Genomic DNA, 23850 nt, shown 5'->3' with positions numbered 1-23850 from the left:
CTTACGCTTCTTATTCTGGTATTCAGCTTCGGAGAAAGTCATCTGATCCATGGATAGTATTCCTGATGAGTGAAGTTGGCCGTATTATGACTGATTTGGGGAGTTATTCAGAGCCTCCCTAACAGTCGGGCTTTAGATACGATGCACTGAAATATCGATTGATGTCACTGCTAATAAGTTGTTTATGACAATGTTCTATCATTCCATATTGCTTGAATATTGGAACTTTCATCCGCAGACGCTTAATTGCCACATATTGAATTTGTTTTGGTGCAGGGGAGCAAACCACTATCAGCAATCTTCTTAGATGGACAATAACAATAATACTGATTTCGTGGGGTTCATCTGTCCCTTCTCTTTCCCTGGCGGCAGTGGGGGATACGCTGGAACTGAAGCTTTATACCCAGGAATTTCCGCCATTGCAGTACCGTTCGGAAAAGGGCGAAGTAACAGGTTTCGTCGTTGAGACGGTTCGCGAAGCCGTTCGTGATATGAAGGAAAGAATGCCGGTTACTATATCCCGGCTGGATATACTGCCATGGAAACGTGCTCTGATGCTGGCAGAACTTGAGCCCAATGTATTGGTATTTTCCCTTTCCCGCACGCCGGAAAGAGAAGACAAGTATTACTGGATCGGAACCGTTGCCCCCTATAGCTTGTCTTTTTATAAACTCTCAGCACGGGATGACATTAAAGCGGAATCTCCGGAAGACCTGAAAGGTCAGGGACATCGTATTGGCAGCCAGATCGGCAGCAGTCTTGAAGAATATCTGGTGAATCAAGGGTTTGGAGAAAACGGCGACTCTTCATTGATCGACGGAATAACGGAGAATCAACGTAATATCGCTCGGCTGTATCGGGGCTTTGTGGACCTGATTATGTTTTCCGACTACTCACTGAAGCATCGGGCGTGTAATCAGGGGCTTGACCCGGATAAGTTGGAGAAAGTAGTGAGTGTACCAGAGCTATCCAGTGAATTATGGCTGATTGCCAGCAGGGCAACGGCACCAGAGGTTGTTCACCAGTTAAGGGAATCGTTACAGGAAGTAAAGCGTAGTGGTCGTCATAAAGAGTTAATGGACCGTTATTTTTCCCAGTGGGCTAAAACAGCCTGCCGGTAAAGCAGGCTGGCTTTCAAAAAGGGTGAGGGCCGTTCTGATCGGTGACAGAAATACCATCATATGGATTGACTAGACAGTCAAACCACCATCGAGTACCACCGAGTGCCCATTCATGAAGCTCGACTCGTCAGATGCCAACCAGGCCAGAGTCCGGGCAACTTCCAGAGGTTCACCCAATCTTTTCATCGGGCTGGCATGGCGAATGCTGTCAGCGGTCTTTTCATCCATCATTTTAAGAGAGCGCTGGACCATCGGTGTATTGATAAAGCTGGGGCAAACGGCATTCACCCGTATTCCCCGACGTGCATATTCCAGGGCTGCCGTGCGGGTTAGACCAATGACGCCGAACTTGCTGGCAGCATAGGGTGCCAGAGTCGGAGCCCCCTTGATTCCTGCCACGGAAGCGAGATTAATAATGTGTCCGTGGCCTTTTGCCTGCATGATTTTGAGTTGTTCCCGCATGCATAGAAATATGCCTTTCAGATTGATATCGATGACGTGGTCAAACAGCTCCTCGTCACAATCTGTCAGCCGCAGATTATCGTGCTCGATACCGGCACTGTTGATGGCACAATCCAATCCGCTGCATGTATCCACTATGTATTGATGTAAGGCCTCTACCTGGCTGGCGTTGGCGACATCTGCCGCTTTAAAGTATGCCCGTCCCCCTTGTTCCAGGATCAGTGCGGCGACCTCCTCTCCGGCACTGACGTTAATGTCTGATAAAACCAGTTCTGCACCATGCTGCCCCATTAACAGAGCGGTTTCCCTGCCGATACCGGAGCCAGCCCCGGTAATCAGAATGACTTTGTTCTGAAGTGAATAGGTCATCTTATTTCTTCACTCCCTGTACGGTTTTCTCCATTCTCGGAACTTTGTTGCTGAAAGGTTTTTCAGCGGATTGCGCCAGCCGGAACTGGTGAGTGGTCCGTTTGCTCATGATGAAAGTGTCCTGTCGTTGTTATAGTTAAAAGTTGTTTTAGGCGAAAAGAAGGTTGTAAGCAGGCTAGCAGGATGGTGACAGGGGGAAGGATAAATTTGAATTGGCTATATCGACATGTCATGTGCCAAATGAGACAGGTGCGGTGGTGCCAATATAGAAAGCTGTCCGCCCTGAAAATGGCGGACGTTTAGTATGGGAGTCAGAATCCGGTTCAGTTGCCGTAACCGGAGTTTTCCAGCTGCTGACTCCACCTTTGCAATGTCTGGCGTTCATCAAGCTGCCAGGGATGAAAGTCTCTGCGGAAATAAGTCAGTAGCTGAGGGAGACATTTGCGAATTACGCCAGGTTTTCCCCATAAGTAATTGAGCCCCTTCAGCCAAGTGCCCGGGCTCCAGAGTTTACCCTCTGTTTTCAACATACTGCAGGTATTGAGGAAGGTGAATTTGAAGAAATTATATGTGACGACGAAGAACACGATCAGACGTAGTTTATAAATCCCGATTTCGCTTTCGTAGACATCAAACGCCACTGATTTGTGCTCAATTTCCTCAATGGCATGCCAGCGCCATAGAGCCTGCATTCTGGGACTGGCCCCTTCGAGCCAGTCTGGGTTGTTTAACAGTCCGTGTGCCAGAACGGCAGTGTAATGCTCTGCCGCACAGGTGCCTGCCAGTCTGAGGTGCTTGCGTTTACTGTAAACATAATCCATGTGAGCACTGAAGCGTTTATCCATGCCTTCGATATCATAGCCTCGTTGGGAAAGGGCGTCGTTATAGGACTGGTGCTCCTTGCTGTGGAGTCCCTCCTGGCCGATAAATCCACGGATATTTTCCTGTAGCTTCGGGTCTGTCACTCTATCCCGGTATTGTCGGACAGAGTCAATAAACTGTCTTTCCCCGCGTGGGAACTGAAGGGAGAGTGCGTTGAAGAATGCGGTTTTGAAAACGTCTCCACCATGCCATAGGGTCGCCAGCTCATCTCTGACATCGAAATGAACATGGCGGGGTTTTATCGAGATAGAGTCAGGGGTCTTGTTTGCCGAAGCACCCTTTATCTGCGATATATTGCGGTCGTGTATCTTATCTGGCTGGGCTGACATAAGCGTGGACATCCTTCTTCCGTAACCGGTAAAGTTGACATAGTTCACTTTACCCAATGTAGTATGATCCAGGGGTGAACAACAGGTTGCAGATTATTAATCAGCAGGTCATTGTTTGTCATGTTTATCAGTGCGGCAACCTGACATGGCTCACATGTTCTGGATACCTTTAAACATAGCTCTGGTGTAACGTAACGACCAGTCGTTTTTGTCTGGTGAGGCCATTGACTGTGTGACAGTGCTTTCAGAGTTTCCCTAAAAACAATAACCAGTAAATAGATAATAGCGGTTGACGGGATGCGTGGACACTACATAAATGCGCTCATTGACGTGCTCGAAGAGCTTGGTGTTAATCGTCAGGATTTTCTCCGCCAGTGCGAACTCGATGAATCCGAATTGACCAGCGATACCCTGTTGAGTCTGGCCAAAATCAAGGTCATTACCCAGACGGCGGTTGAGCGTTGTCCGAACCATACCTTGGGACTGGACGTTGGCAGACGACTGAATATTAATACCCATGGCCCGCTGGGCTATGCTGCCATGGCGAGTGCGACATATGCCGATGCGTTGGCGCTGCTGTTCAAGTACTATAAAGTCCAGGCGCCCCGGGTAAGGTTTGACATCAGAGAGCGCGCCGGAGGGGTAGAAGTCAGGATTGATCCCAGTTATAGCATTGAAGCACAGCCGTGGCTGACAACCGAGTTTCTGGTCACCAGTATCTATTGTTCCACGGAGTTTCTTCTGAGTGGCCATCTGACCGGACTCGAAGTCTGGTTCAAGTATGCCCCGCCTCCCCATTCCTTACAGTATGCTGAGATATTTCGTGTACCGGTTCATTTTGAACAGGAGTTTTCCGGCCTGATCATTTCCTCGGCAGTGGCCAGATATCCGCTGCCTTCGGCAGACCCCGCAGCGGCTCAGCTTTTTGCCAAGCGTTGTGAAAGCATGCAGCAGATGTTGGTAAATGACAATCTGCCACAAAAGATCAAACAGATTCTCTATATGAGTTGCCCGGATGTTCCGACACTACCGGAATTGTCTGACCGGCTTCACGTCAGTGCCAGTACGCTGCATCGAAAACTGTCGGAGAGTGGCTGTCGCTACAAGGAGTTGGTTGCTGAGGTGAAGCAGGAATTGGCGATTCAGCATTTGGAAGCAGGTGAGCTGACGATAGATGAAATTGCCCATGTTCTCGGATTCAGCGATGCCTCGAACTTCCGTCGGGCTTTTGTCGGCTGGATCGGCCAGACCCCAAGTCAGTACCGGGAATCATTGACCAATACTTCGAAGAAACCTGAATGACATTCTCTGTCTGGCAGGATAGATGGTGCCGGTTTCCACAGAAGTTTCGGGTTTCTCCTGGGTTGGCTTCGGAAACTGCGGACATGCCGCTCAACTCTCAGGTTAGTATAGTGATGATGCGGAGGGTGGACACAGTCATCTCTTCGCCAGTTAATCTGGCCATTGTGGCTAAATACAGGAGGTAATCTTATGGAACTAATAACAAGCAGACCCAAACGAAACCCAACCGGTAGCAAGCCGAAATGGCTGTCATTGGCCCTCGCACTCTCTGTCTCAACAGCTGTTGTGTCAACCACAGTCGAAAGCGCCGCTATCCTTGAAGGCGATCGCAGTGTGCCTCTTGAGGCCAGACAGGGGATGGTCGTAACCAGTCATTTCCTGGCCACTGAGGAAGCATTGGAGGTCCTGAAGAACGGCGGTAATGCTGTTGATGCAGCAGTCACGGCAGCTTTTGCCCTGGCTGTTACCCAGCCGCGCTCGGGGAATATTGGCGGTGGCGGATTCATGCTGGTGTCGTCAGAAAAGAAAAATGAAACCATCGCGATTGATTACCGTGAAAAGGCACCGGCAGCGGCGACACGGGATATGTACCTGAATGCCGAAGGCGAGGCTGATCCTGAACTGAGCAGGTTCTCCCATCTGTCCGCGGGTGTTCCCGGGACGGTAGCTGGATTGGCTCTGGCGCTGGAGAAATACGGTTCCATTTCCCTCTCTGAGGCTCTGGCGCCAGCTATTCGTCTGGCTTCTGACGGGTTTATTGTCACCCCCCGATTCAGCAAAGGGATCAAAGATCGAGAGGAGCGCCTGAGAAAGTTTGATTCGACCCGAAAAATCTTTTTCAAAGAGGATGGCTCCTTTTATGAGCCAGGTGACACCTTTGTCCAGAAAGATCTGGCTGCGACCCTGACTCGCATCGCCAAAGATGGAGTCAAAGGATTCTATGAAGGTAAAACCGCTGAGCTTCTCGTCGCTGAAATGCAGCGAGGGGGCGGTCTTATTACTTTGGAGGATCTGAAGCAATATGAACCTGTTATCAGAAAGCCCATTCATGGCAACTATCGCGGTTACGACATCTATTCAATGAGCCCGCCCAGCTCCGGTGGCGCGCATATTGTTCAGATTCTGAATATCCTGGAAGGATATCCTATCGGCGAATATGGACATAACTCTGCCAAAACCATTCACTTGATGGCTGAAGCCATGAAGAGAGCTTATGCGGACCGCTCGAAGTACCTGGGTGATACAGACTTTGTAGACGTGCCTCTGGATGGACTGACCTCCAAATCCTATGCAGAGGAGTTACGGAAGCAGATCAAAGTTGATCATATGACTCCCAGCAGTACGATAAAACCCGGTAATCCGGTTCCTTATGAGAGCAACGAGACCACACACTTCTCTGTTGTGGATAAGTTTGGGAATGCGGTATCCAACACCTACACGATCAACTTCAGTTACGGGAGCCATATTGTCGTGGATGGTGCCGGGTTCCTGCTCAACAACGAAATGGATGATTTCAGTGCCAAACCCGGTGTGCCCAATGCTTATGGTCTGCTGGGTGGAGAAGCTAACAAGATTGAGCCGGGCAAGCGGATGCTGAGTTCAATGTCACCCACTATCGTGAAAAAGGACGGCAAGAACTTTCTGGTGACCGGTAGCCCCGGGGGATCACGTATTATCACGACGACACTTCAGGTCATCATGAATGTGATTGACCACAGCCTGAATGTGCAGGCTGCAGTCAATGCTCCTCGTATCCATCATCAATGGCTGCCGGATGAAATCCGTATTGAAGAAGGGATCAGCCCGGACACCATCGATCTGCTGGAAGGATTTGGCCACACAGTCTCCCGCAAATCAGCCATGGGGGCTATTCAGAGCATCATGATTGGAGAAGACGGCACGTTTTACGGTGGGGCTGATCCACGGCGGAGCACTTCTTCTGCCATGGGCTTCTGATTTGTCTGATTCAATGCGGCCTCTCCGGATTTAACATTGAACGCTTAGCTGCCGGTCGTAAAACACCGGCGGCATTTTGTCTCAATGGTTGCTTTTTCTGGCCAGCATAGACCTTGGCAGGTTTTTCAGCAGCCTGCCAATCAGACTCCAGGGATAGACCGGAACAGTGGATTCAGTGACTTCCTTTTCGATCATGTTGGCCATGATTCTGGCACCTGTTTTCACATCGATTAGAAAAGGGCGCTTTTTCAGTTTGTTGTTCAACGGCGTATCAATGTAACCTGGGTAGAGTGTCGTTACTTTAATCGGGGTATGGTAGAGCTCGGTGGTTAGGGCATCCAGATAAGTAGCCAGAGCTGCTTTTGATGCCGAATAAGCTGCTGCTCCAGGCACTCCCCTAAATCCCGCGACAGAAGATATTCCGACGACATGGCCGCTGTGCTGCTGTTTGAAAATTTCTACCGCCGCATCGATGGTCGCCATGGCTCCGATCAGGTTAGTCTGAATAATGCCGATATCCTGCTGTAGCTTCCCACTGCCAATACTTCCGTTGCCACCGATACCTGCATTGGCGATGACAATATCAAACTTGCCCAGGGCTTTGTGTATATCCTGAAGTACAGTCTTCACCTGCGCAACCTCGTTGACATTCAGGGAGCGGCACTCCACTTGAATACCCGGATGGTCAGCCTGAATCTGTGCTGCCAGAGACTCCAGCGCTTCCAGGCGTCTGGCGGTCAGACCCAGATGATAGCCGCGATTGGCAAATTCGACAGCGAGGGTTTTGCCGATACCAGAGCTTGCGCCGGTTAGCACTACCGTTTTAGCCATTGTCAGTTTCCAGTGAGTTCAACGGTTCCAATTGATCATATGAGGAATGCTGAAGCCGGCATTTTGTCGTAAAAAGGCTACCGTATGGTCAGCCACCGGTCACTTCCAGCTTGGCCCGGATAAACTCGGGGTGGGGCACATAAAGCAGTTCAGATGCCTTGCGTATGAAGTGCTCCTCATATTTGTCCAGTTCTCCGTCTGCGTATGCGACTCGCCAGAGGTTGACGATAATCTGGTATTTCTGGGAAGGGGTGCAGCTTTCATGGATTTGAGAAGTGAATTCGTAGAGCGATGTGGCACGTTCTGCCGTCCGGCTTGCCGCCTCTACCACCTCTGATACCTGCTCCTTAGTCAGATGGAAGGTGGAAGTAATATAGTCTTCAACAACACTCAATTCATTATCGTCGATGGATTGATCGACCCTGGCCAGCTGAATCAGGAGAGCCGCTGTCACCTGTTCCAGGGCGGGTTGCGATAATGGCATCTGATCCTGAGATGTCAGTTGATCTATCAGGTTTTTAAGGTTCTTCAACATGATCAGGACCTAATCTCAGAGTTAATGACTATTGGGCACCTGTTGTAGCAACAGAATATTCCACCCATACAAAATCCGCATAGCTTAACGGGAAGCGGAATTATTGTTGCATAAGAACCACCTGGAGCCAATGCTACAGGGGCTCATTTATTGCAACAGTTTGTATAACGTTCGTTGTAAACGGCGAATGCTGTTCGTGAATAGCAAACTCTACTCATGAACAGCAAAGACTGCCGGCTGTCCGAGTTCTTCAGAGTTGGGAATCAAATAGCTTGCGTAACTGGCCCTTCTGCCGGGAACCTCCATTCCGGGAACATTCTCTCCCGCTGGCATGCCTGGAACCGCCAGACCTTTGGCATCTGGTTTCTGTTTCAGGAATTGACGGATATCTGCCGCAGGGACATGGCCTTCAAAGACGTAATTCTCAACCATTGCCGTATGGCAGGACGCGAGTTCAGGGTGTAGGCCTGCCTGCTCCTTGATCGGATTGACGTTATCGACATTATGTACCTCAACGTCGAACCCGGCTTCCTCCATATGTTTAACCCATCCAGCGCAGCATCCGCAGCTTGGAGATTTATACACCGTCATGGTTTCTGCTGAGGAGTATCCGGCAGTCAGCAGCGTGGAAGCTCCGAACACTATCGGAAACATCAGTTTGGGAAAGAGTGAGCTTTTCATTGAATTCTCCTTTGCCAAGGGTCTGTTGGTGTCTAAGTTTTGACGCCAACAACCAAATTTCACTTCTCGCGCCGTAATTGACCTGTATTCAGGTTCGGCCTGTGCGTTATAGGAAACGTTAACCTATCGTAAAACTTAGCAGACCCTGGGTGTCATTGTTGATTAAATAAATTTCAGAGTGCCCTGATACATCTGCATCTGGCAGGTAAACCGGTACTCACCCGCGGGCTGCCCGGGGAGTTCTATGGTTTTGGTTTTCCCGACAGGAAGGTCTTCACTGATATCCAGGTCTGCGAAGACGACTTTCTGGGCGCAGGGGTTTGGATCCTCTCTCAAAAAGCGGAGTTGCAGGGGCTTTCCGGCAGGTGCCTCGATGACGGCCGGAGAATACACACCATTCGCCACCTTGATGGTAATCTTGCCTGATTCTGTTTTGGTCCCATGACTTGGCTTGGCCAGCCAGAACCAATAGATCACGAATGCCAGAAGCGCCAGTCCGGCCAGATTAACGAGGATATTCATGAATGTGACCCTCCTGTTTCAGGTTTCTGATTGCTGGTTTTAAACAAGCGAAGGCGGTTAGCATTGCTGACGACTGTGACGGACGACAGGGACATGGCTGCACCAGCCAGGACCGGACTCATCAACACGCCGAATATCGGATACAAAAGGCCTGCAGCGATGGGGATTCCCAGCGTGTTATATATAAAGGCTCCGAACAGATTCTGCTTAATGTTTCTTACCGTTGCCTGGGAAACCTCTATGGCATCAGCCAGTCCATGCAATGAACCTCGCATCAGGGTGATATCGGCAGACTCAATGGCAACATCTGTTCCAGTGCCAATAGCAAAGCCGACATCGGCAGAGGCCAGTGCAGGGGCATCATTGATACCATCGCCCGTCATTCCCACAACGTTGGCCTTAGTGCCATCCGCCGGTCTCGCCTTCAGATCCTTAATCACATTTGCTTTGTCTTCCGGCATGACTTCAGCGATAACCTCATCGACGCCAACCTGTCTTGCGATGGCTTGAGCGGTTTTTTCGATATCTCCTGTCAGCATAATGACTCGGATACCGCGTTGATGGAGACGCTCTATTGCTTCTTTGGAATCCTCTTTCACCTGGTCGGCAACTCCGATAACCCCGGCGGCTTTGCCATCTACAGCCAGATACAGAGGCGTTTCACCTTTTTCTGACAAGGCAGTGGCAGCATCAGTGACACTGGTGACATCGATCTGATTCTGTTGCATCCAGCGGTAATTACCAAGAAGGAGAGAGTGCCCTTCCACGTTTCCTTTTACGCCAAGACCGGAGGCGGTATCAAAGTCCTCCACGCTGACGATGTCCAGTTGTTGGGACTTGGCAGCTTCCACAACGGCCATAGCCAGAGGGTGCTCAGAAACATTTTCCAGACTTGCCGCCAGCTGCAGAACCCTTGACTGGTCAAAGTCGGAGGTTGCAGTGATGTCGGTCACTGATGGGCGTCCCTGGGTGATGGTTCCGGTTTTGTCCAGAACCATAGTGGTGATCTCACTGGAGACCTGCAGTGCCTGACCATTACGAATGAGCACCCCGGCTTCAGCTGCTTTACCAACACCTACCATGACCGACATGGGGGTTGCCAACCCCAGCGCACAGGGACAGGCAATAATCAGAACAGTCGTCGCCGCGACCAGCATGTGAGCAATTTTGGGTTCTGGACCGATATTAAACCAGATCAGAGCGGCAATAACGGCGATACAAAGAACGACCGGCACAAATACTGCGGAGATACTGTCTGCCAGACGACCAATCGGTGGCTTGGCATTCTGTGCCTTTTTCACCATGGCAATGATCTGGGCCAGGGCTGTATCTTTACCGACTTTTGTGGCTTTGTAGATAAGGGTACCGGTCTGATTGATGGTTCCCGCTGAAACCTGGTCTCCTGATTTCTTCTCAACAGGGATCGGTTCCCCCGTCAGCATGGATTCGTCCAGAAGGCTTTTTCCTTCTGTGACCTCGCCGTCAACGGCAATTTTCTCCCCGGGTTTAACCCGCAGCAGGTCATCTTGCAGCACTTTTTCCACAGGTAGCTGAATTTCTTCACCATCCCGCAACACAGTCGCGGTTTTGGCCTGCAGATCCAGTAAGCGTTTGATGGCTTGTGAGGTTTTTCCACGGGCACGGATTTCGAGGGCCAGGCCCAGGTTGATCAAGCCGATGATCATGGCAGAGGCTTCGAAATAAACATGCCGCGCCAACTCCGGAATCAAAGATGGGAAGGCGGCAACCGCAATAGAATAGACCCAGGCTGCACCGGTGCCGGAAGCAATCAGGGTGTCCATATTGGCGGAATGATTTTTAAAGGCTTTCCAGGCACCGGTAAAAAAGTGCCCACCTGCCAGAATCATCACCAGTAGCGTTACTGCCCCGATACCAAGCCAGGCAATCTGACTTATACCGGGCTTAACCATCATTTCGCCGCCCAGTAATCCCCAGGCCATGATTGGAATGCCAAGGCCGAGGGCAAGCCACATGTTTTTCAACAGTTTGAGGTAATACGCATGCTCGGCGGCTTCACGTTCTTCCTGCGCCTTGTTTTCATCTTCAATAACAGAGGCGCCATATCCAATTTCCTCAATGGCGCAGATGAGCTGATCCGAATCTGCATCTCCCTCTACCTCAGCAGTCCGGTCGGCAAAGTTCACAGAAGCTTTATTCACGCCTTTCACTGTTTCCAGTGCCTGCTCTATTTTGCGGACGCATCCGGCACACTTTGCGCCGGTAATATTAAGTTGAGTTGTTACAAGATTATTGGACATCGCGATCATCCTCCCAGTGTTCGATTAACTGACAAATGGTATGTCCATCAGGGGTGCCGTCCGGCATGGTATTCCAGACTGACATAGCTTCTTTCATGTGCATTCTGAGTGTTTGAAGCTCAGCTATTTGCTCCTCTACTTCTTGAAGTTTGCTCTCAAACAGGTCGCGAACCATTGGGCAGGGAGAGTGATGATGCTCGGATTGTTCCAGAATGCTCGTGATTTCCTTGACGGTGAATCCCAGTTGCCGGGCTTTTTTGGCGAACTGGAGTCGTTGCAGGTCTTCCCGGTTATATAGCTGGTAACCGTTGTGATCGTCTCTTTGCGGAGACAGAAGGCCCTGGCGGGTATAAAAGCGCACTGTATCAGCACTGACACCGGCGCGTTTGGCTAGTTCACTGACTTTAAGTTGCATGGTTTAGTCCTGACGTTAATGACTCTATTGAACCGCAGTTTAAAACCTGTGAGTAAGACATAGGTCAAGAAAAATGTTTTACGCTGATTATGCAGAAAAAGGTCAGTCTGACAGCTTGAGAAATCATCAGATTCAGAAGACAGCAGAATTCCAGACAAACTATTCCAAATTAGTGCGCGGCTAAATCTGGTGGTGCGTAAATGTGATTTTTTACGGTGCTTTTTGAAAAAATGCATCGCACCATAATGGTGATGTCGATATGGATGTGATGGTTAACCTGATGAAAATTATCATCTTTTAAATTCTCTGGCACAGAACTTGGTTTTAACCCGTCAAAACGAGAAGACGGAGTAGACCATGAAACTGACCACCTCTTTAAAGCAACTGGTGAAGGGAATTGCCCTGTCCTTATGCGTTGCTGGAAGTACTCAGGCTGTTGAACCGGAAAAGGAAGATCTGAAGTTTGGCTTTATCAAACTGACGGATATGGCCCCGCTGGCGATTGCCTATGAGAAGGGGTTTTTTGAAGATGAGGGGCTTTATGTGCAGCTGGAAGCCCAGGCCAACTGGAAGGTATTGCTGGACCGGGTCATCACGGGAGAGTTGGATGGAGCTCACATGCTGGCAGGGCAGCCTTTAGGGGCCACGATAGGCTTTGGCACACAGGCACACATTATCACAGCCTTCAGCATGGATCTTAACGGGAATGGCATCACTGTCTCCAATGATGTTTGGGAGGCAATGAAAGCACATATTCCGATGCAGGACGGTAAACCTGTTCATCCTATCAAGGCCGATTATTTAAGGCCTGTGGTTGAACAATACAAAGCCGAAGGCAAGCCCTTCAAAATGGGGATGGTGTTTCCGGTCTCTACTCACAACTACGAACTACGTTACTGGCTGGCCGCCGGAGGCATCCATCCAGGCTATTATGCTCCGCACAAGGGAGATATTTCCGGTCAGATCGATGCGGATGCTTTCCTGTCAGTCACACCACCACCACAAATGCCCGCCACTTTGGAGGCCGGTACGATTTATGGTTATTGCGTAGGGGAGCCCTGGAACCAACAGGCAGTTTTCAAAGGCATCGGTGTCCCGGTCATCACAGACTATGAAATCTGGAAAAACAATCCGGAAAAAGTATTTGGGGTTTCAAAAGAATGGGCCGACAAATATCCCCAGACCCACATCGCTGTTGTCAAAGCCATGATCCGGGCAGCTCAGTGGCTGGATGCCGATAACAATGCCAACCGCCCTGAGGCGGTCAAAATCCTGTCACAATCCAATTATGTCGGGGCTGACTATGAGGTCATCGCCAACTCCATGACCGGCACTTTCGAATATGAAAAGGGTGACAAGCGGGAAGTACCTGACTTCAATGTTTTCTTCCGCTACTTCGCCACTTATCCCTTTTACTCTGATGCGGTCTGGTATCTGACCCAGATGCGTCGTTGGGGCCAGATTGCCGAACCCAAAGATGACACCTGGTACATGGATGTCGCGAAGAAAGTCTATCGCCCTGATATCTACCGTCAGGCAGCGGAAGAGTTGATTGCCGAAGGCAAACTGAGCAAAAAGGACTTTCCTGAATTTGCGTCAGAAGACGGTTTCCGGGCTCCGCAGTCAGAATTTATTGATGGTGTCACCTTCGACGGTCGCAAGCCTAATGAGTACCTCAGCCAGTTCAGTATCGGTCTGAAGGGCGATGAGGTTGTGAAGTAACTATTGACGTTAGATTCTGCCCTGAATCCATCGGCATTCGGGGCAGACTCAGGAGGCAAGTACATGATGGCACGTGTCGCTCAGAGTTTGAAAAACATTGAATGGATTGCCCCATGGATGCGTCTGTTCAAAGGCGAAAATCCCAAAGAGCAGTTAAACGCAATCATCAGGGGCATCGGCGTGCCCGTTCTGGCGTTTGTTGTGTTTCTCTGGATCTGGGATGCATCGGCTTCCCGGGTGGAAACTTCATTGGGAACAGTTCCTGGCCCGTCTCAGGTATGGCATCAGGCGCAGGGGCTTTGGGATGAACATGTCGCGGAAAGAGAAAAGGCAGATGCATTTTATCTGCGTCAGGAAGAGCGTAATGCCAAAAAGCTGGCGAAGAATCCCGATGCAGAAACCAAGTGGCGTGATTACCATGGCCGACCCACTTATATCGACCAGATATTTACCAGCCTTTATACGGTATTTGCAGGCTTTGTACTGGCTGTGGCGATCGCAGTGCCTATCGGAATACTGTGTGGACTCAGCCCCACCATGTATACCGCGATCAATCCACTGATACAGATATTCAAGCCTGTGTCTCCCTTGGCCTGGCTTCCGATTGTGACCATGGTTGTCAGTGCGGTTTACGTGTCGGATGACCCCTTGTTTGAAAAGTCTTTCGTCAACTCGGCCATCACGGTCACCCTCTGTTGTATGTGGCCGACCCTGGTCAATACGATTGTCGGGGTATCCGGATTGGACAAAGATCTGATCAATGTCAGTCAGGTCTTGCGGCTTCCATGGTTTACCAAAGTCAGAAAAGTGGTGCTGCCCTTTGCTGTGCCGATGATATTTACCGGTATGAGGTTGTCTCTGGGAGTGGGATGGATGGTTTTGATTGCGGCAGAAATGCTTGCACAGAATCCGGGGCTGGGGAAATTCGTCTGGGATGAGTTTCAGAACGGCAGCTCAAACTCTCTGGGCCGTATTATGGTGGCAGTGCTGACTATAGGGTTTATCGGATTCATCCTGGACCGAATCATGCTGTCTGTTCAAAAGGCCGTGTCCTGGGATAAATCATCTGTTGTTCGTTAATGCATCCGTGATAAGGCTCTGGCAGATGTCATGCCGGCAGGAATGTTGCTGTCTTTTAACGGGCACCGTTGCTAGATCTAAGCATAACGAAGTCCAGGCAGAAGTGATGTTTTTGCCGGTAATCACGAATTCAACAAATTGAAGAAAGGAGGACAGTCGATGTCCGCTGAACATCTGATTATTGATCATATCAGCATTGAGTTTGATAGCCCAAAAGGTAAGTTCAAAGCCTTGGATAACGTCAACCTGAAGATCAGAAGGGGAGAGTTTGTGTCTCTAATTGGTCATTCCGGGTGCGGAAAGTCCACTGTGCTCAATATTGTGGCAGGGTTGCTTCAATCCACAGAGGGCGGCGTTGTGCTGGAAGGGAAAGAGGTGAATGAGCCGGGACCTGAGCGTGCCGTGGTGTTTCAGAATCATTCACTTTTACCCTGGCTGACGGCGTATGAAAATGTTGAGCTGGCTGTCAAACAGGTATTCAAGGGGCGCAAATCCAGGAAAGAGATGCGGGAGTGGATTGAGCACAATCTGCGTCTGGTGCATATGGAGCATGCCATGTATAAAAAGCCCAGTGAAATCTCCGGGGGCATGAAGCAAAGGGTGGGGATCGCCCGTGCGTTGGCAATGGAGCCGACGGTACTGCTGATGGACGAACCCTTCGGTGCCCTGGATGCGCTAACCCGGTCTCATCTGCAGGACTCACTGATGGAAATTCAGAGAGATCTGAAAAACACCGTCATTATGATTACCCATGATGTGGATGAGGCGGTCTTGCTGTCAGATAGAATCGTCATGATGACGAATGGGCCTGCCGCCACCATTGGTGAAGTGCTTGATGTTGATTTACCGCGCCCGCGATATCGACTCGAACTGGCTGATGATGTCCATTACAACCATCTGCGTGCGGAAGTGCTTCGCTTCCTGCACGAACGTCATAGCAAGACGGATGTGCAGAGCAACTCTGAAGTAAAACAAGCTGCGAAAACAGAAGAGAAAAAGGGAGCAGGGGCTGATCGCAAGGCTGCATGACTTTGTTCCATTGAATATCTAGCGGACCGTTCTTTTCAGGCTGGATCCAGTTTGAATAGAACGGTCCGCTAGTGTATATCAGGCTGAACTCTCACCCATTCTCTCCAATAAACGATTAACTTCCGCGGCAAATTGTGGCCCCGAATCTTCCTGAAGAAAATGCCCGCCCTTCAAGGTGACGTGAGGTTGTCCCTTTGCCCCCGGAATCCGTTCCTGGAAATATCGGTCACCACCGCGCATGATCGGATCACCGTTACTGAAAGTGGTTAGAAAAGGCTTTTTCCACTGTTGAAGTATTCGCCAGGCACGACGATTTTCTTCTGCTCCCAGTGCATCCGGTTCTGTCGGCACTAAGCGTGGGAATGCTCTTGTGCCGGCTTTGTAGTTGGAGCCGGGAAAGGGCGCGTCGTAGGCCCGGCGTTCCTCGTCGCTGAGATTTTTAAAACATCCTGCGTTGACAATTCTCGAGATTGGAAACCAGGGGCTGTAGACCGCAAATGCCCGCCATGCCTTGAACACAAATGGTACTTTCTGTTCTCCTGTCGGCAGAAATCCGTTGCCGACGACAATGGCATCAAAACGGTTCGGCATCAGGGTAGCCAGCCGTAGACCTAGAAGAGATCCCCAGTCCTGGCAAACCAGACAAATCCTCTGCAGATCCAGCCTGTCGACAAATTGTCTTAGCCACTCAACATGACCGGCATAGCTGTAGTCTTCCAAGCGGGTGGGTTTATCAGATTTTCCAAAACCGATCAGATCCGGTGCAACAACTCGATGCCCGGCGGCAGTACAGACAGGAATCATGTGACGGTATAAGTACGACCAGGAAGGTTCGCCATGCAGCATCAGAACGGTGTACTCGGAATCACGCGGACCCTCATCAACATAGTGCATACGCAGGTTTTCCAGATCCAGATAATTTGGACTGAATGGGTAGTCGGGGAGGTTTTCAAAGCGCTCTTCAGGGGTTCTTATTATATTCATGATGCAGCTCCTCTTTGAAATCAGAGTAATGTAATGCCCATTCCCATACAATCGGCTTTCGCGCCGGGCACCTGAGATTGATCTATCCATCAGGCAGGAATATTCTCTGGCCTACTCGGCTATCAGCCTGATATTTTCCAATCCCTTGCCGTGGTGGATCATGGCATCCAGGTCTTCTGCCATTCGCTGACTCTCATTGAGCACGGTCTGCCAGTATTTTTGTCGGGTAGTGGTATCCAGGTTTTTAAAATCGTTACGGTCGGATATTTTTTGATATGGCAGACGATCTATCAGCTCGGTGGAAGGTGTCAACAGTACAACGTTGTCATAATTTTCTGGAGCCACTCTCCGATAGCTTAGCTTCTTATCGAACCATCCCGGTGTGACTTCCTGTGAGAAATGCGGATAAAGCAGCAAGCCGTCGTAATCCCTGAAGGGGAGGTCAAAGTGATAGTCGATAATACCGCCGTCCCGGTAGGTTCCCGTCGGTGCTCCATTGATGTTCTGGACACCCTGGAGAACCAATGGAATCGATCCACTGGCCATGAGTGCATCTTCCACATTCTCTGGGGTTAGCCGGATATAGCGGGTATTAAAGTCATCGAATCGGTAGTGGCTACGGGCACCGGCATGGAAAATGGCTCTTTCGAAAAAGGTACCCAGCCATTTCCGGGATATCGCATTCGCCGTAGCTGCCAGACCAAGGCCAAGAGTCTGCAGCCAGGGCGCTTCTGAAGCCACCAGGCCACGGCATCGATTGGCCAGTAAATGTGTCTGGATGAGTGAATTTGAGGCAATTTCCTCTGCACCTTTGCTACCCAGCATGTGTTGTACCATGACGCGGGCCTGATCAGTAATTTCCTGGGTGGTTGGTTTATCTGAGTAGGTTTCGTGAGAGTAGTAGTCTGCCAGTCGGGTAATTGCGGCCACAGGATCCTGTTGCGCAAAACAGGACATTTGCCAGGCTCCGGCGGAGGATCCGACAGTATGCAGTGGCGTTAGTCGGTCACGAAAAAAGTCGCCGAACAGATAACGATCCAATCCAAATAGAATAAACCACTTGGGGCCTCCAGAGGCAGCGGCCAGTCCGTTGAAAAGCTCCTGTCTGAAACCGTTTTCCTTCAGGAGTGCGCAGGCTCTTCGTCCGGCGATGACTGTCAGGGATGAGCTCATGGCATTCTCTCGCAAAATATAAAACGCGGAATCTTGCCACTCCTGAAGGGTAGCAACAAGTCGATGTCCGAAATGACTTAGAGATAGGCAGGCCCGGCTGTGACCCCTCCCAGAGCGGACTCCAGGACATGCTCCAGTTCCTTCAGATCCAGAGGTTTCATCAGTATCTGGTCAAACTGAATACCCAGGGACTCAGCCTCGATCTGGGCGTTGATGTTGGCAGTGACGACGATAATGGGGGTATCCGCCAGATAGGGTTGGGATTTAAGTCGGCGGTACACCTCATAGCCGGTGATTCTGGGCATGTTGAGGTCGAGTAAAATAATGTCCGGCAGGGTCTGAGCTGCCACCTCCAGGCCTTTGTCAGCATCTGCAGCGGTTATCAGCCGCAGTCCGGGGAACGACGACATGTATTGTTCCAGCAGTTTCAGGTTGGTCTGGTTATCGTCGATATAGAGAAGCGTTTTGGCATCAGGGGCCGGCTCTATTGCAAGATTTTTACGGTCATTATTTTCCGGTGCCAGAACCTCCCTGACCTGGAAGTCCACCCAGAAACGACTGCCTTCGCCATCTGTGGATTTGAATCCAATTTCCCCACCCATCAACATGACCAATTGCTGACACAGGGCCAGTCCAATACCTGTTCCCTCAATAGTGACATCGTCTGCCAGTCTTTCAAATGGCTGGAAGACCTTGCTCTGATCATGTTTTCTGATGCCAATACCGTTATCGATGATTTCGATGCGCAGGCGATTGTCACGTTCTCTGCGCCGAAGCTCGACTTTTACCCAGCCGTCTTTGCGGTTGTACTTGATGGCATTGGTCAGGAGGTTGGTCAGTACTTGCTTGAGCCTGGTGTGGTCTGCTTCAAGTAGGTAGTCGAAGCGAGTGACCGGGGCATGCAGTGAGATATTTTTCTCATAGGCCAGGCGGTTAACCAGTTTGAAGCACTCATCAATAACGGTCATGACAGAGCAGGGTTCCATGCTGATACCCAACTGGCCGCTTTCAATTTTTGACAGATCCAGAATATCGTTGATCAATGACAGGAGGTGTTCACTGGCATTATAAATTTCCACCACATTGTCCAGGTGTTCGCGACTGAGGTTTTCACCCTCCATACGAATTAACTGGGTAAATCCCATAATGGCGTTCAATGGGGTTCGCAGCTCGTGGCTCATGTTGGAGAGAAAACGGCTTTTGGCTTCGCTGTTCGCTTCTGCCCGGCGACGGTGGAATTCGGCTTCTGCCCGGTTCTTTTCGGCGCGTTCAATCATCAGATAGAGAAATACGAATCCAAGTAGCGATAACAGAGCGAGAACGCTCAACAGAATTTCAGTGGACAGAAAGACTGACGACAGACGCTTTCGATTGACGACAATCTGTTCAATCTTGTCGTTATTGATTTGCAGTGTCAGTTGGTGGGCGTTTTCCAGCAAGCTTTCCAGTGAGGCTTCAAGTGTGTCCAAGCTTCCGCTATCGCCTTCAAGGGCACTCTTGATCACTGGTTCCAGTCCCTCTGCCTGGCGAATAATACCCTGAAGCAACTGGTGGGATTTTGGCAACTGGTACATGGCGTCAAGAAACTCGCCATGTTTGAATAGATCGGTTCGGCTAAGTAGGAGCGCGTAACGCAAATCCAGATCGGGTAAAATGGCCGGATTTTCCCGGATGCGAAGTACCGTGGCGAGAGTCTGGAAAGCTTCTACTTCAATCTGGTGAGCCGGCCAGGCAATATCATCTTTGGCAATTCTGACTTCCAGTGTGCTCTCGCGCAGGTCCATGATGGTAAAGGTGACGCTCAAGCCAAGGGATATCAACGTCAGAACAAATACTGCACCCAGGAATATCCTTAATCTGGACAAAATTGGCACTCCGTTGATCTATTAAAATACAAGACGATCTAATTGCCAGATGCATCGTTGATAATAAGTTTCGCTAACCAGTTCAGTATGGTCGTCAAACGGATAAATCACAAAAATTGGCCCCTTTTCTCGCACACTGATGGTCTTGCCGTCAATCCTGGTTGCCAGTACCACGTTAAACTTTTCAAAATCTTCCACTGGTATGGTAATGCTGTAATCGTTCAGGGCCATGGCCTTCATCTGCTCGCCGCTGGCGCCGAGCAATGTCATCAGGTCTCTCGCCAATGGGCCGGTGAACTTTCTTTGACCATCATACCAGGGTGTGGTCGTGGTTACCGAGAATTGGGGAAGACTATCCAGCATAGTCAGGTCCAGTTCAGCTGCATCACCACTATTGGTGTTGGTAATATTGCCGCTTACGGTCAATATGACACGGCCCGCCGGGGAGTCCAGGGGCGCAGATATAACGGGGACACTGGTTACCAAAAGCAGCAATAATAACCAGATGTGGCTGTAGATAGTTCTAGGCATCGGTACCCTTGATGTTATTCGAGTAAAGCAAGCATCTTCTAATAATAGCTACAATTTCTCATCATGCGATGACTGGCTGTCCCTGAAAGGCCATCATTATCCAATATTGTTATTTTAGGTTGCCGGTAGCAATAATGGTACGTTGATAAACGCCGGGCTTCCACCGGGTGGCGTTCCACCGGGTGGCGTTCCACCGGGTGGCGCTCCACTGATTGACGCACTACAAGTCGGCGTTTTATCTCAAGCCGTAGCGATCTGCCCGGTATACGTTTTTTTGGAATGGCTGAATTAGGATTATTGGCAATGATGACCCTAGTGATAGGTAACAGGAACTACTCTTCCTGGTCGTTGAGAGCATGGCTGGTGTTGAGGCATAGCGGGTTGGAATTCGAAACTGTCCGCCTTGCGCTGGATACATCGGAATTCAGGGAAAATATTGCGACATTCTCTGATGCCGGGAAAGTTCCGGTGTTAGTTGATGGCGACCTGACAGTCTGGGATTCTATGGCAATCGCAGAATATATGGCCGAAAGAGTTCCGGGGTTATGGCCGGTGAAGTCGTCAGACAGGGCTCTGGCCAGAGCAGTGAGTGCAGAGATGCACAGTGGGTTTGCGACCATCCGTCAAATTTTGCCGATGAATTGCCGGGCAATAGGCAGGAATGTACCTTTGAGCAATGAACTGGCTCGGGAAATCACACGGATTGACAGAATATGGAGCGAATGTCTCAGCCGACAGTCAGGGGCAGGCTGCCTGTTCGGAGAATGGAGTATTGCCGACGCCATGTTTGCGCCAGTGGTATTCCGGTTCAACTCCTATAATATTCAATTGTCCGAGTTATCTCATCGTTATGTCCAGCAGCAGATGGAAGACAAATACATGCAGGAGTGGTTGAAGGCGTCCAAAGAAGAGGCGGAAACCATCGAGAATGAAGAGGTTGGCCTGTCGCTATAGATGAGACTGCAGGCAGAGGTTGCTGAAGCCATATTGTGCCGGAAGAGGACTGGCGATTGATCAAGCATTTCTTTATGAAAACTATCGGACACCATAGGTATCGAAACCTACTGGTTCAGGTGATAGTGGTTTTACTCTGTCTGCAGCTTCCTGGAATGGTGCTTGCTGACTGTAGAGAAGCAAAAAACCGTATTCAGCAGCTAAACACTGAGCTGAAGCGGCTGACCACCACTCAGGAACATTTTGAGACTATCCGGCAGGGAGTGATTCCGGAGGATTTGCAGCGCCATGACCTATTTCCCTTTGCGCTTGATGATTCGGCCTCTCGGCAGGCTTACATGGCTGCCCTGCGCCAGCATCTCTCTGATCAGGTGATACAAGGCCCTGATTGCGAAGCATTGGCAGAAGAGTTGTTCGCTAAACAGAGGCAGCTCATACAGCTACGTCAGAGCCTGGCTGAGGTCAGATACTCATGGCTGGAGTTGCCTTCGGGTCAATTGGTCGCCCTTGAGAGCCTGTTTCATCACTGGGCTGATACCAGAGAGTGGGTTGATCGCTTTCACTCTCTTGATACCGGGGCGGCAGATTGGGTTGCTATTCGCCAGATTCTGGACCAGTGGCAGCGACTCAGCGGACGTCTCGCCCAACGTCTTAGTGACGGAGCGGTCACTTCTTCCAGTGCTGACCCGCTTTGGTATGACATACTCAACTTGCCTGTTGGGTCAGGCGTTCAGACGTATAGCACGGATCCGGAGCTGCGTTTAATCATTGCAGAATTGACGGTGGCCATCCGGGACCTCAAGACCGTGGCAGCCTACCATCACAATCTGGCTGTCCACAATGATGGTCTTGAGTTGATGCTGGAACATCCCTCGCAGGCTGTTGAAAATCTTATCCGGGAGCTGAACTGGCTTGTGCCAGTGCTGTTCATGCGTTTTTTCGAGTATATGCAGTTTGAGCACAAGGCGGCCATTTACCAGGAACATCTGGTCAGCCTGTATTCAGTATGGGCAGTGCAGTTCATACTGCTGATGTTGTGTATTGCATTGTTGCTGAAGCTTGCCTCACTGTCCGCAAGAGCGGTTTCTTACTTGCAGCGTATGATGTTGAGTCGGTTGGGACATGGGCCTGTTATGCGAATACTGAATTCGCTGGTATGGGTTATCAAACCAAATGCTGCCTGGCTGGTTATCTGGTTACTCGCGATCAATATCAGTGCTTTGGCGCCTTCACAGTGGCATATTTTTCGACTTTTGGCGCCTCTGGGAAGTGTGTATGCGTTGTTTCGTGCAGTGCGTGTTCTCAGCGAGTGGCTATTGGCCCGGATGCACTCCAGAGTTGATCAGTTTGTATCGCAATCCGGTGCTTCCCGGATGCATGACAGGGCCGGGCGATTTTCTGTTGCGGCTGTAGTGGGATGGGCATTGCTGCAATTGACCGGGACCGCCGGTGGAGGGATCCTGCATGGTCTGTTGCAAGTGGTGTTGAGTTTACTGATGTGGAGCTTGGTGATCGTGACCTTGCGACAGTATTCGCCGGTCACAGAAAAATTTATAGCCTTTCAACTGCTACCCGGTAAAGTCACCAATGCGGAGACTGCCCTGCGAAAGCTGTGGTGGTTGCCTTTTTGGCCTGCCCTGTTTGTCCTGGCCCAGTGTAGGGATCTGATATTCAGTCTCCATACCCGGTTATCCCAGTTCGAGAGCTATCACTCCTTTTCCCTGAAATTATTACGTTTGCGCTTGGAAACAAGTATTGCAAATGAAGAGGAGGAAAAGGACTCTGAACTGAATCCCTATCTTGCCAAGTCCTACCGTTATTGGCTATTGGAACGAGAGGAGCAGGAACAGCCTCTGATCACGCTGGAGCAGACCCTCACATTGATCACGGAACCTTTGAACCGATGGTTCGAGGGGCAGAAGCAGGACTCCATACTCCTGTTGCATGGTGAGCACGGTGCAGGAAAAACCCATCTCATCCGGCAACTGCTTCGTCATCATCCACAGTGGCCTGTGAAGTGGATCGATACGCCTGCGAAAACCTGTACTGCAGAGTCTGTTAGGTCACTGATGGAGGAACTGCTGGTCAAGGAGGAATCCGAAGAGGCAGAGGGAAAACGTCTGATTGTGATTGATCAGGCTGAAAATACCCTACTGGCCCAGACAGGTCACTTTGAAGGCATACTGGAGCTTTTTCGCCAACTGCACCAACGACGGTCTGATGTCTTCTTTCTCGTTATCATGCATGGGCCGAGTTGGAGCTATCTGAATCGCGTGTTCCGGAACGAGCATCCGTTCACCCAGACTATTACGATGCCGCGTTGGACGGCAGGTGAAATGCGTAAACTGATTCTGTCTCGTCATCACGCTTCGCGTCGTAAGCTGCAGTATGATGATTTGCTGTTGTCAGCGATGGCCGGGACGGAAGCATCATCATTTCGTGCCGCGGATACCCGGGTATTTAACCTGTTATGGGAATTAAGTGGCGGAAATCCCGAGATGGCTCTGCACTTGTGGCTGGGAGCGGCCAGTTACGAAGGCCGGGAGGTGATCATTGCTCTCCCTCAACGTCCGGCACCCGGGTTCCTCTCAACCCTGCCACTGGATGCCTGTTTTGTCTTGCTGGCATTGGTCACCCACAAGGCTCTGAACCATGAGGAACTGGCTCTGATAACCACGGCTTCCCCGTTGACAGTAGAGCAGACGATCTCTGCCTGTCGTGATCAGGGGGTTCTCAGAGAAGATATCAGCGGACGCTGGCGTATAACGCCACTCTGGTACGGTTCTGTCCTGACGCTTTTGGGACGTAAAAACATGATCTACAACTGA

Annotated in this window: 20 protein-coding genes; 8 read left to right on the top strand and 12 right to left on the bottom strand. The window is 50.3% G+C overall.

The window, feature by feature from the left end:
• Positions 1-371: 371 nt before the first annotated feature.
• The gene (locus tag F566_RS0105995; RefSeq protein ID WP_020406079.1) at positions 372-1121 is read left to right on the top strand and encodes a substrate-binding periplasmic protein; all 750 of its coding nucleotides are present in this window, start codon (positions 372-374) and stop codon (positions 1119-1121) included.
• A gap of 69 nt (positions 1122-1190) precedes the next feature.
• On the opposite strand, the gene F566_RS0105990 is transcribed toward F566_RS0105995, so the two are convergent.
• Together F566_RS0105990 and F566_RS0105980 are read right to left on the bottom strand one after the other, a co-directional pair.
• Positions 1191-1952 carry an SDR family NAD(P)-dependent oxidoreductase gene (locus F566_RS0105990; RefSeq protein WP_020406078.1) on the bottom strand — a complete coding sequence of 254 codons (762 nt, stop codon included), beginning with the start codon at positions 1950-1952 and terminating at the stop codon, positions 1191-1193.
• Positions 1953-2275: 323 nt separating this feature from the next.
• A complete protein-coding gene (locus F566_RS0105980) occupies positions 2276-3163 on the bottom strand; it encodes a metal-dependent hydrolase (RefSeq protein ID WP_020406076.1) in 888 nt (295 codons plus the stop codon).
• A gap of 297 nt (positions 3164-3460) precedes the next feature.
• Between F566_RS0105980 and F566_RS0105975 the strand changes: the two genes are divergently transcribed.
• Positions 3461-4465 carry an AraC family transcriptional regulator gene (locus tag F566_RS0105975; protein ID WP_020406075.1) on the top strand — a complete coding sequence of 335 codons (1005 nt, stop codon included), beginning with the start codon at positions 3461-3463 and terminating at the stop codon, positions 4463-4465.
• Between the two features lie 189 nt (positions 4466-4654).
• Positions 4655-6421, top strand: a complete 1767-nt coding sequence (gene ggt / locus F566_RS0105965; protein WP_020406073.1) for a gamma-glutamyltransferase — start codon at positions 4655-4657, stop codon at positions 6419-6421.
• Positions 6422-6502: 81 nt separating this feature from the next.
• Here the strand turns inward: ggt and F566_RS0105960 are convergent, their stop codons facing one another.
• From F566_RS0105960 to F566_RS0105935, 6 genes are all read right to left on the bottom strand, one after another.
• On the bottom strand, positions 6503-7252 hold the full coding sequence (locus tag F566_RS0105960) for an SDR family oxidoreductase (protein ID WP_020406072.1): 750 nt from the start codon (positions 7250-7252) through the stop codon (positions 6503-6505).
• An 88-nt stretch (positions 7253-7340) separates the two neighbouring features.
• The gene (locus tag F566_RS0105955; protein ID WP_020406071.1) at positions 7341-7787 is read right to left on the bottom strand and encodes a tellurite resistance TerB family protein; all 447 of its coding nucleotides are present in this window, start codon (positions 7785-7787) and stop codon (positions 7341-7343) included.
• Between the two features lie 210 nt (positions 7788-7997).
• Complete coding sequence (locus F566_RS0105950; RefSeq protein WP_020406070.1) at positions 7998-8468, bottom strand: DUF411 domain-containing protein; 471 nt, start codon at positions 8466-8468, stop codon at positions 7998-8000.
• 162 nt (positions 8469-8630) lie between these two features.
• Entirely contained in the window at positions 8631-8990 is a 360-nt protein-coding gene (locus tag F566_RS0105945) for a cupredoxin domain-containing protein (protein ID WP_020406069.1), read from the bottom strand.
• The gene (locus tag F566_RS32080) at positions 8987-11269 is read right to left on the bottom strand and encodes a heavy metal translocating P-type ATPase (RefSeq protein ID WP_020406068.1); all 2283 of its coding nucleotides are present in this window, start codon (positions 11267-11269) and stop codon (positions 8987-8989) included. The genes F566_RS0105945 and F566_RS32080 overlap by 4 nt, the downstream gene beginning before the upstream one ends.
• Positions 11259-11684 carry a MerR family transcriptional regulator gene (locus F566_RS0105935; RefSeq protein WP_020406067.1) on the bottom strand — a complete coding sequence of 142 codons (426 nt, stop codon included), beginning with the start codon at positions 11682-11684 and terminating at the stop codon, positions 11259-11261. Before F566_RS0105935 ends, F566_RS32080 begins: the two co-directional genes overlap by 11 nt.
• 357 nt (positions 11685-12041) lie before the next feature.
• On the opposite strand from F566_RS0105935, the gene F566_RS0105925 reads away from it, so the two are divergent.
• From F566_RS0105925 to F566_RS0105915, 3 genes are all read left to right on the top strand, one after another.
• Positions 12042-13406, top strand: a complete 1365-nt coding sequence (locus F566_RS0105925; protein ID WP_020406065.1) for a CmpA/NrtA family ABC transporter substrate-binding protein — start codon at positions 12042-12044, stop codon at positions 13404-13406.
• 63 nt (positions 13407-13469) lie between these two features.
• Positions 13470-14486, top strand: a complete 1017-nt coding sequence (locus F566_RS0105920; RefSeq protein ID WP_020406064.1) for an ABC transporter permease — start codon at positions 13470-13472, stop codon at positions 14484-14486.
• Positions 14487-14645: 159 nt separating this feature from the next.
• Positions 14646-15515, top strand: a complete 870-nt coding sequence (locus F566_RS0105915) for an ABC transporter ATP-binding protein (protein WP_020406063.1) — start codon at positions 14646-14648, stop codon at positions 15513-15515.
• Positions 15516-15593: 78 nt separating this feature from the next.
• On the opposite strand, the gene F566_RS0105910 is transcribed toward F566_RS0105915, so the two are convergent.
• The 4 genes from F566_RS0105910 to F566_RS0105895 form a co-directional block, all read right to left on the bottom strand.
• Positions 15594-16499, bottom strand: coding sequence for a haloalkane dehalogenase (locus F566_RS0105910; RefSeq protein ID WP_020406062.1), 906 nt, complete (start codon positions 16497-16499; stop codon positions 15594-15596).
• Positions 16500-16610: 111 nt separating this feature from the next.
• On the bottom strand, positions 16611-17672 hold the full coding sequence (locus tag F566_RS0105905) for a patatin-like phospholipase family protein (protein ID WP_020406061.1): 1062 nt from the start codon (positions 17670-17672) through the stop codon (positions 16611-16613).
• Between the two features lie 77 nt (positions 17673-17749).
• On the bottom strand, positions 17750-19546 hold the full coding sequence (locus tag F566_RS32075) for an ATP-binding response regulator (RefSeq protein ID WP_425402007.1): 1797 nt from the start codon (positions 19544-19546) through the stop codon (positions 17750-17752).
• Between the two features lie 12 nt (positions 19547-19558).
• Complete coding sequence (locus tag F566_RS0105895) at positions 19559-20068, bottom strand: putative pterin-binding protein (protein ID WP_020406059.1); 510 nt, start codon at positions 20066-20068, stop codon at positions 19559-19561.
• A gap of 303 nt (positions 20069-20371) precedes the next feature.
• Here F566_RS0105895 and F566_RS0105890 point away from each other — a divergent pair, with 303 nt between their 5' ends.
• Entirely contained in the window at positions 20372-21022 is a 651-nt protein-coding gene (locus F566_RS0105890; protein WP_020406058.1) for a glutathione S-transferase family protein, read from the top strand.
• A gap of 74 nt (positions 21023-21096) precedes the next feature.
• Positions 21097-23850 (top strand): AAA family ATPase, encoded by a 2754-nt coding sequence (locus F566_RS0105885; protein WP_157496679.1) that lies wholly within the window; start codon positions 21097-21099, stop codon positions 23848-23850.

This window comes from Hahella ganghwensis DSM 17046, from assembly GCF_000376785.1.
Lineage (GTDB): Bacteria > Pseudomonadota > Gammaproteobacteria > Pseudomonadales > Oleiphilaceae > Hahella > Hahella ganghwensis.
The sequence above is the reverse complement of the archived record's forward strand: the minus strand, read 5'-3'. Positions and strand labels throughout refer to the sequence as shown.

Excerpts from the sequence above, each read along its gene's own strand:
- F566_RS0105990 (WP_020406078.1), bottom strand. The coding sequence starts at position 1,952 with ATGACCTATTCACTTCAGAACAAAGTCATTCTGATTACCGGGGCTGGC.
- F566_RS0105980 (WP_020406076.1), bottom strand. The coding sequence starts at position 3,163 with ATGTCAGCCCAGCCAGATAAGATACACGACCGCAATATATCGCAGATA.
- F566_RS0105975 (WP_020406075.1), top strand. The coding sequence starts at position 3,461 with ATGCGTGGACACTACATAAATGCGCTCATTGACGTGCTCGAAGAGCTT.
- ggt (WP_020406073.1), top strand. The coding sequence starts at position 4,655 with ATGGAACTAATAACAAGCAGACCCAAACGAAACCCAACCGGTAGCAAG.
- F566_RS0105960 (WP_020406072.1), bottom strand. The coding sequence starts at position 7,252 with ATGGCTAAAACGGTAGTGCTAACCGGCGCAAGCTCTGGTATCGGCAAA.
- F566_RS0105955 (WP_020406071.1), bottom strand. The coding sequence starts at position 7,787 with ATGTTGAAGAACCTTAAAAACCTGATAGATCAACTGACATCTCAGGAT.
- F566_RS0105950 (WP_020406070.1), bottom strand. The coding sequence starts at position 8,468 with ATGAAAAGCTCACTCTTTCCCAAACTGATGTTTCCGATAGTGTTCGGA.
- F566_RS0105945 (WP_020406069.1), bottom strand. The coding sequence starts at position 8,990 with ATGAATATCCTCGTTAATCTGGCCGGACTGGCGCTTCTGGCATTCGTG.
- F566_RS32080 (WP_020406068.1), bottom strand. The coding sequence starts at position 11,269 with ATGTCCAATAATCTTGTAACAACTCAACTTAATATTACCGGCGCAAAG.
- F566_RS0105935 (WP_020406067.1), bottom strand. The coding sequence starts at position 11,684 with ATGCAACTTAAAGTCAGTGAACTAGCCAAACGCGCCGGTGTCAGTGCT.
- F566_RS0105925 (WP_020406065.1), top strand. The coding sequence starts at position 12,042 with ATGAAACTGACCACCTCTTTAAAGCAACTGGTGAAGGGAATTGCCCTG.
- F566_RS0105920 (WP_020406064.1), top strand. The coding sequence starts at position 13,470 with ATGATGGCACGTGTCGCTCAGAGTTTGAAAAACATTGAATGGATTGCC.
- F566_RS0105915 (WP_020406063.1), top strand. The coding sequence starts at position 14,646 with ATGTCCGCTGAACATCTGATTATTGATCATATCAGCATTGAGTTTGAT.
- F566_RS0105910 (WP_020406062.1), bottom strand. The coding sequence starts at position 16,499 with ATGAATATAATAAGAACCCCTGAAGAGCGCTTTGAAAACCTCCCCGAC.
- F566_RS0105905 (WP_020406061.1), bottom strand. The coding sequence starts at position 17,672 with ATGAGCTCATCCCTGACAGTCATCGCCGGACGAAGAGCCTGCGCACTC.
- F566_RS0105895 (WP_020406059.1), bottom strand. The coding sequence starts at position 20,068 with ATGCCTAGAACTATCTACAGCCACATCTGGTTATTATTGCTGCTTTTG.
- F566_RS0105890 (WP_020406058.1), top strand. The coding sequence starts at position 20,372 with ATGATGACCCTAGTGATAGGTAACAGGAACTACTCTTCCTGGTCGTTG.
- F566_RS0105885 (WP_157496679.1), top strand. The coding sequence starts at position 21,097 with ATGAAAACTATCGGACACCATAGGTATCGAAACCTACTGGTTCAGGTG.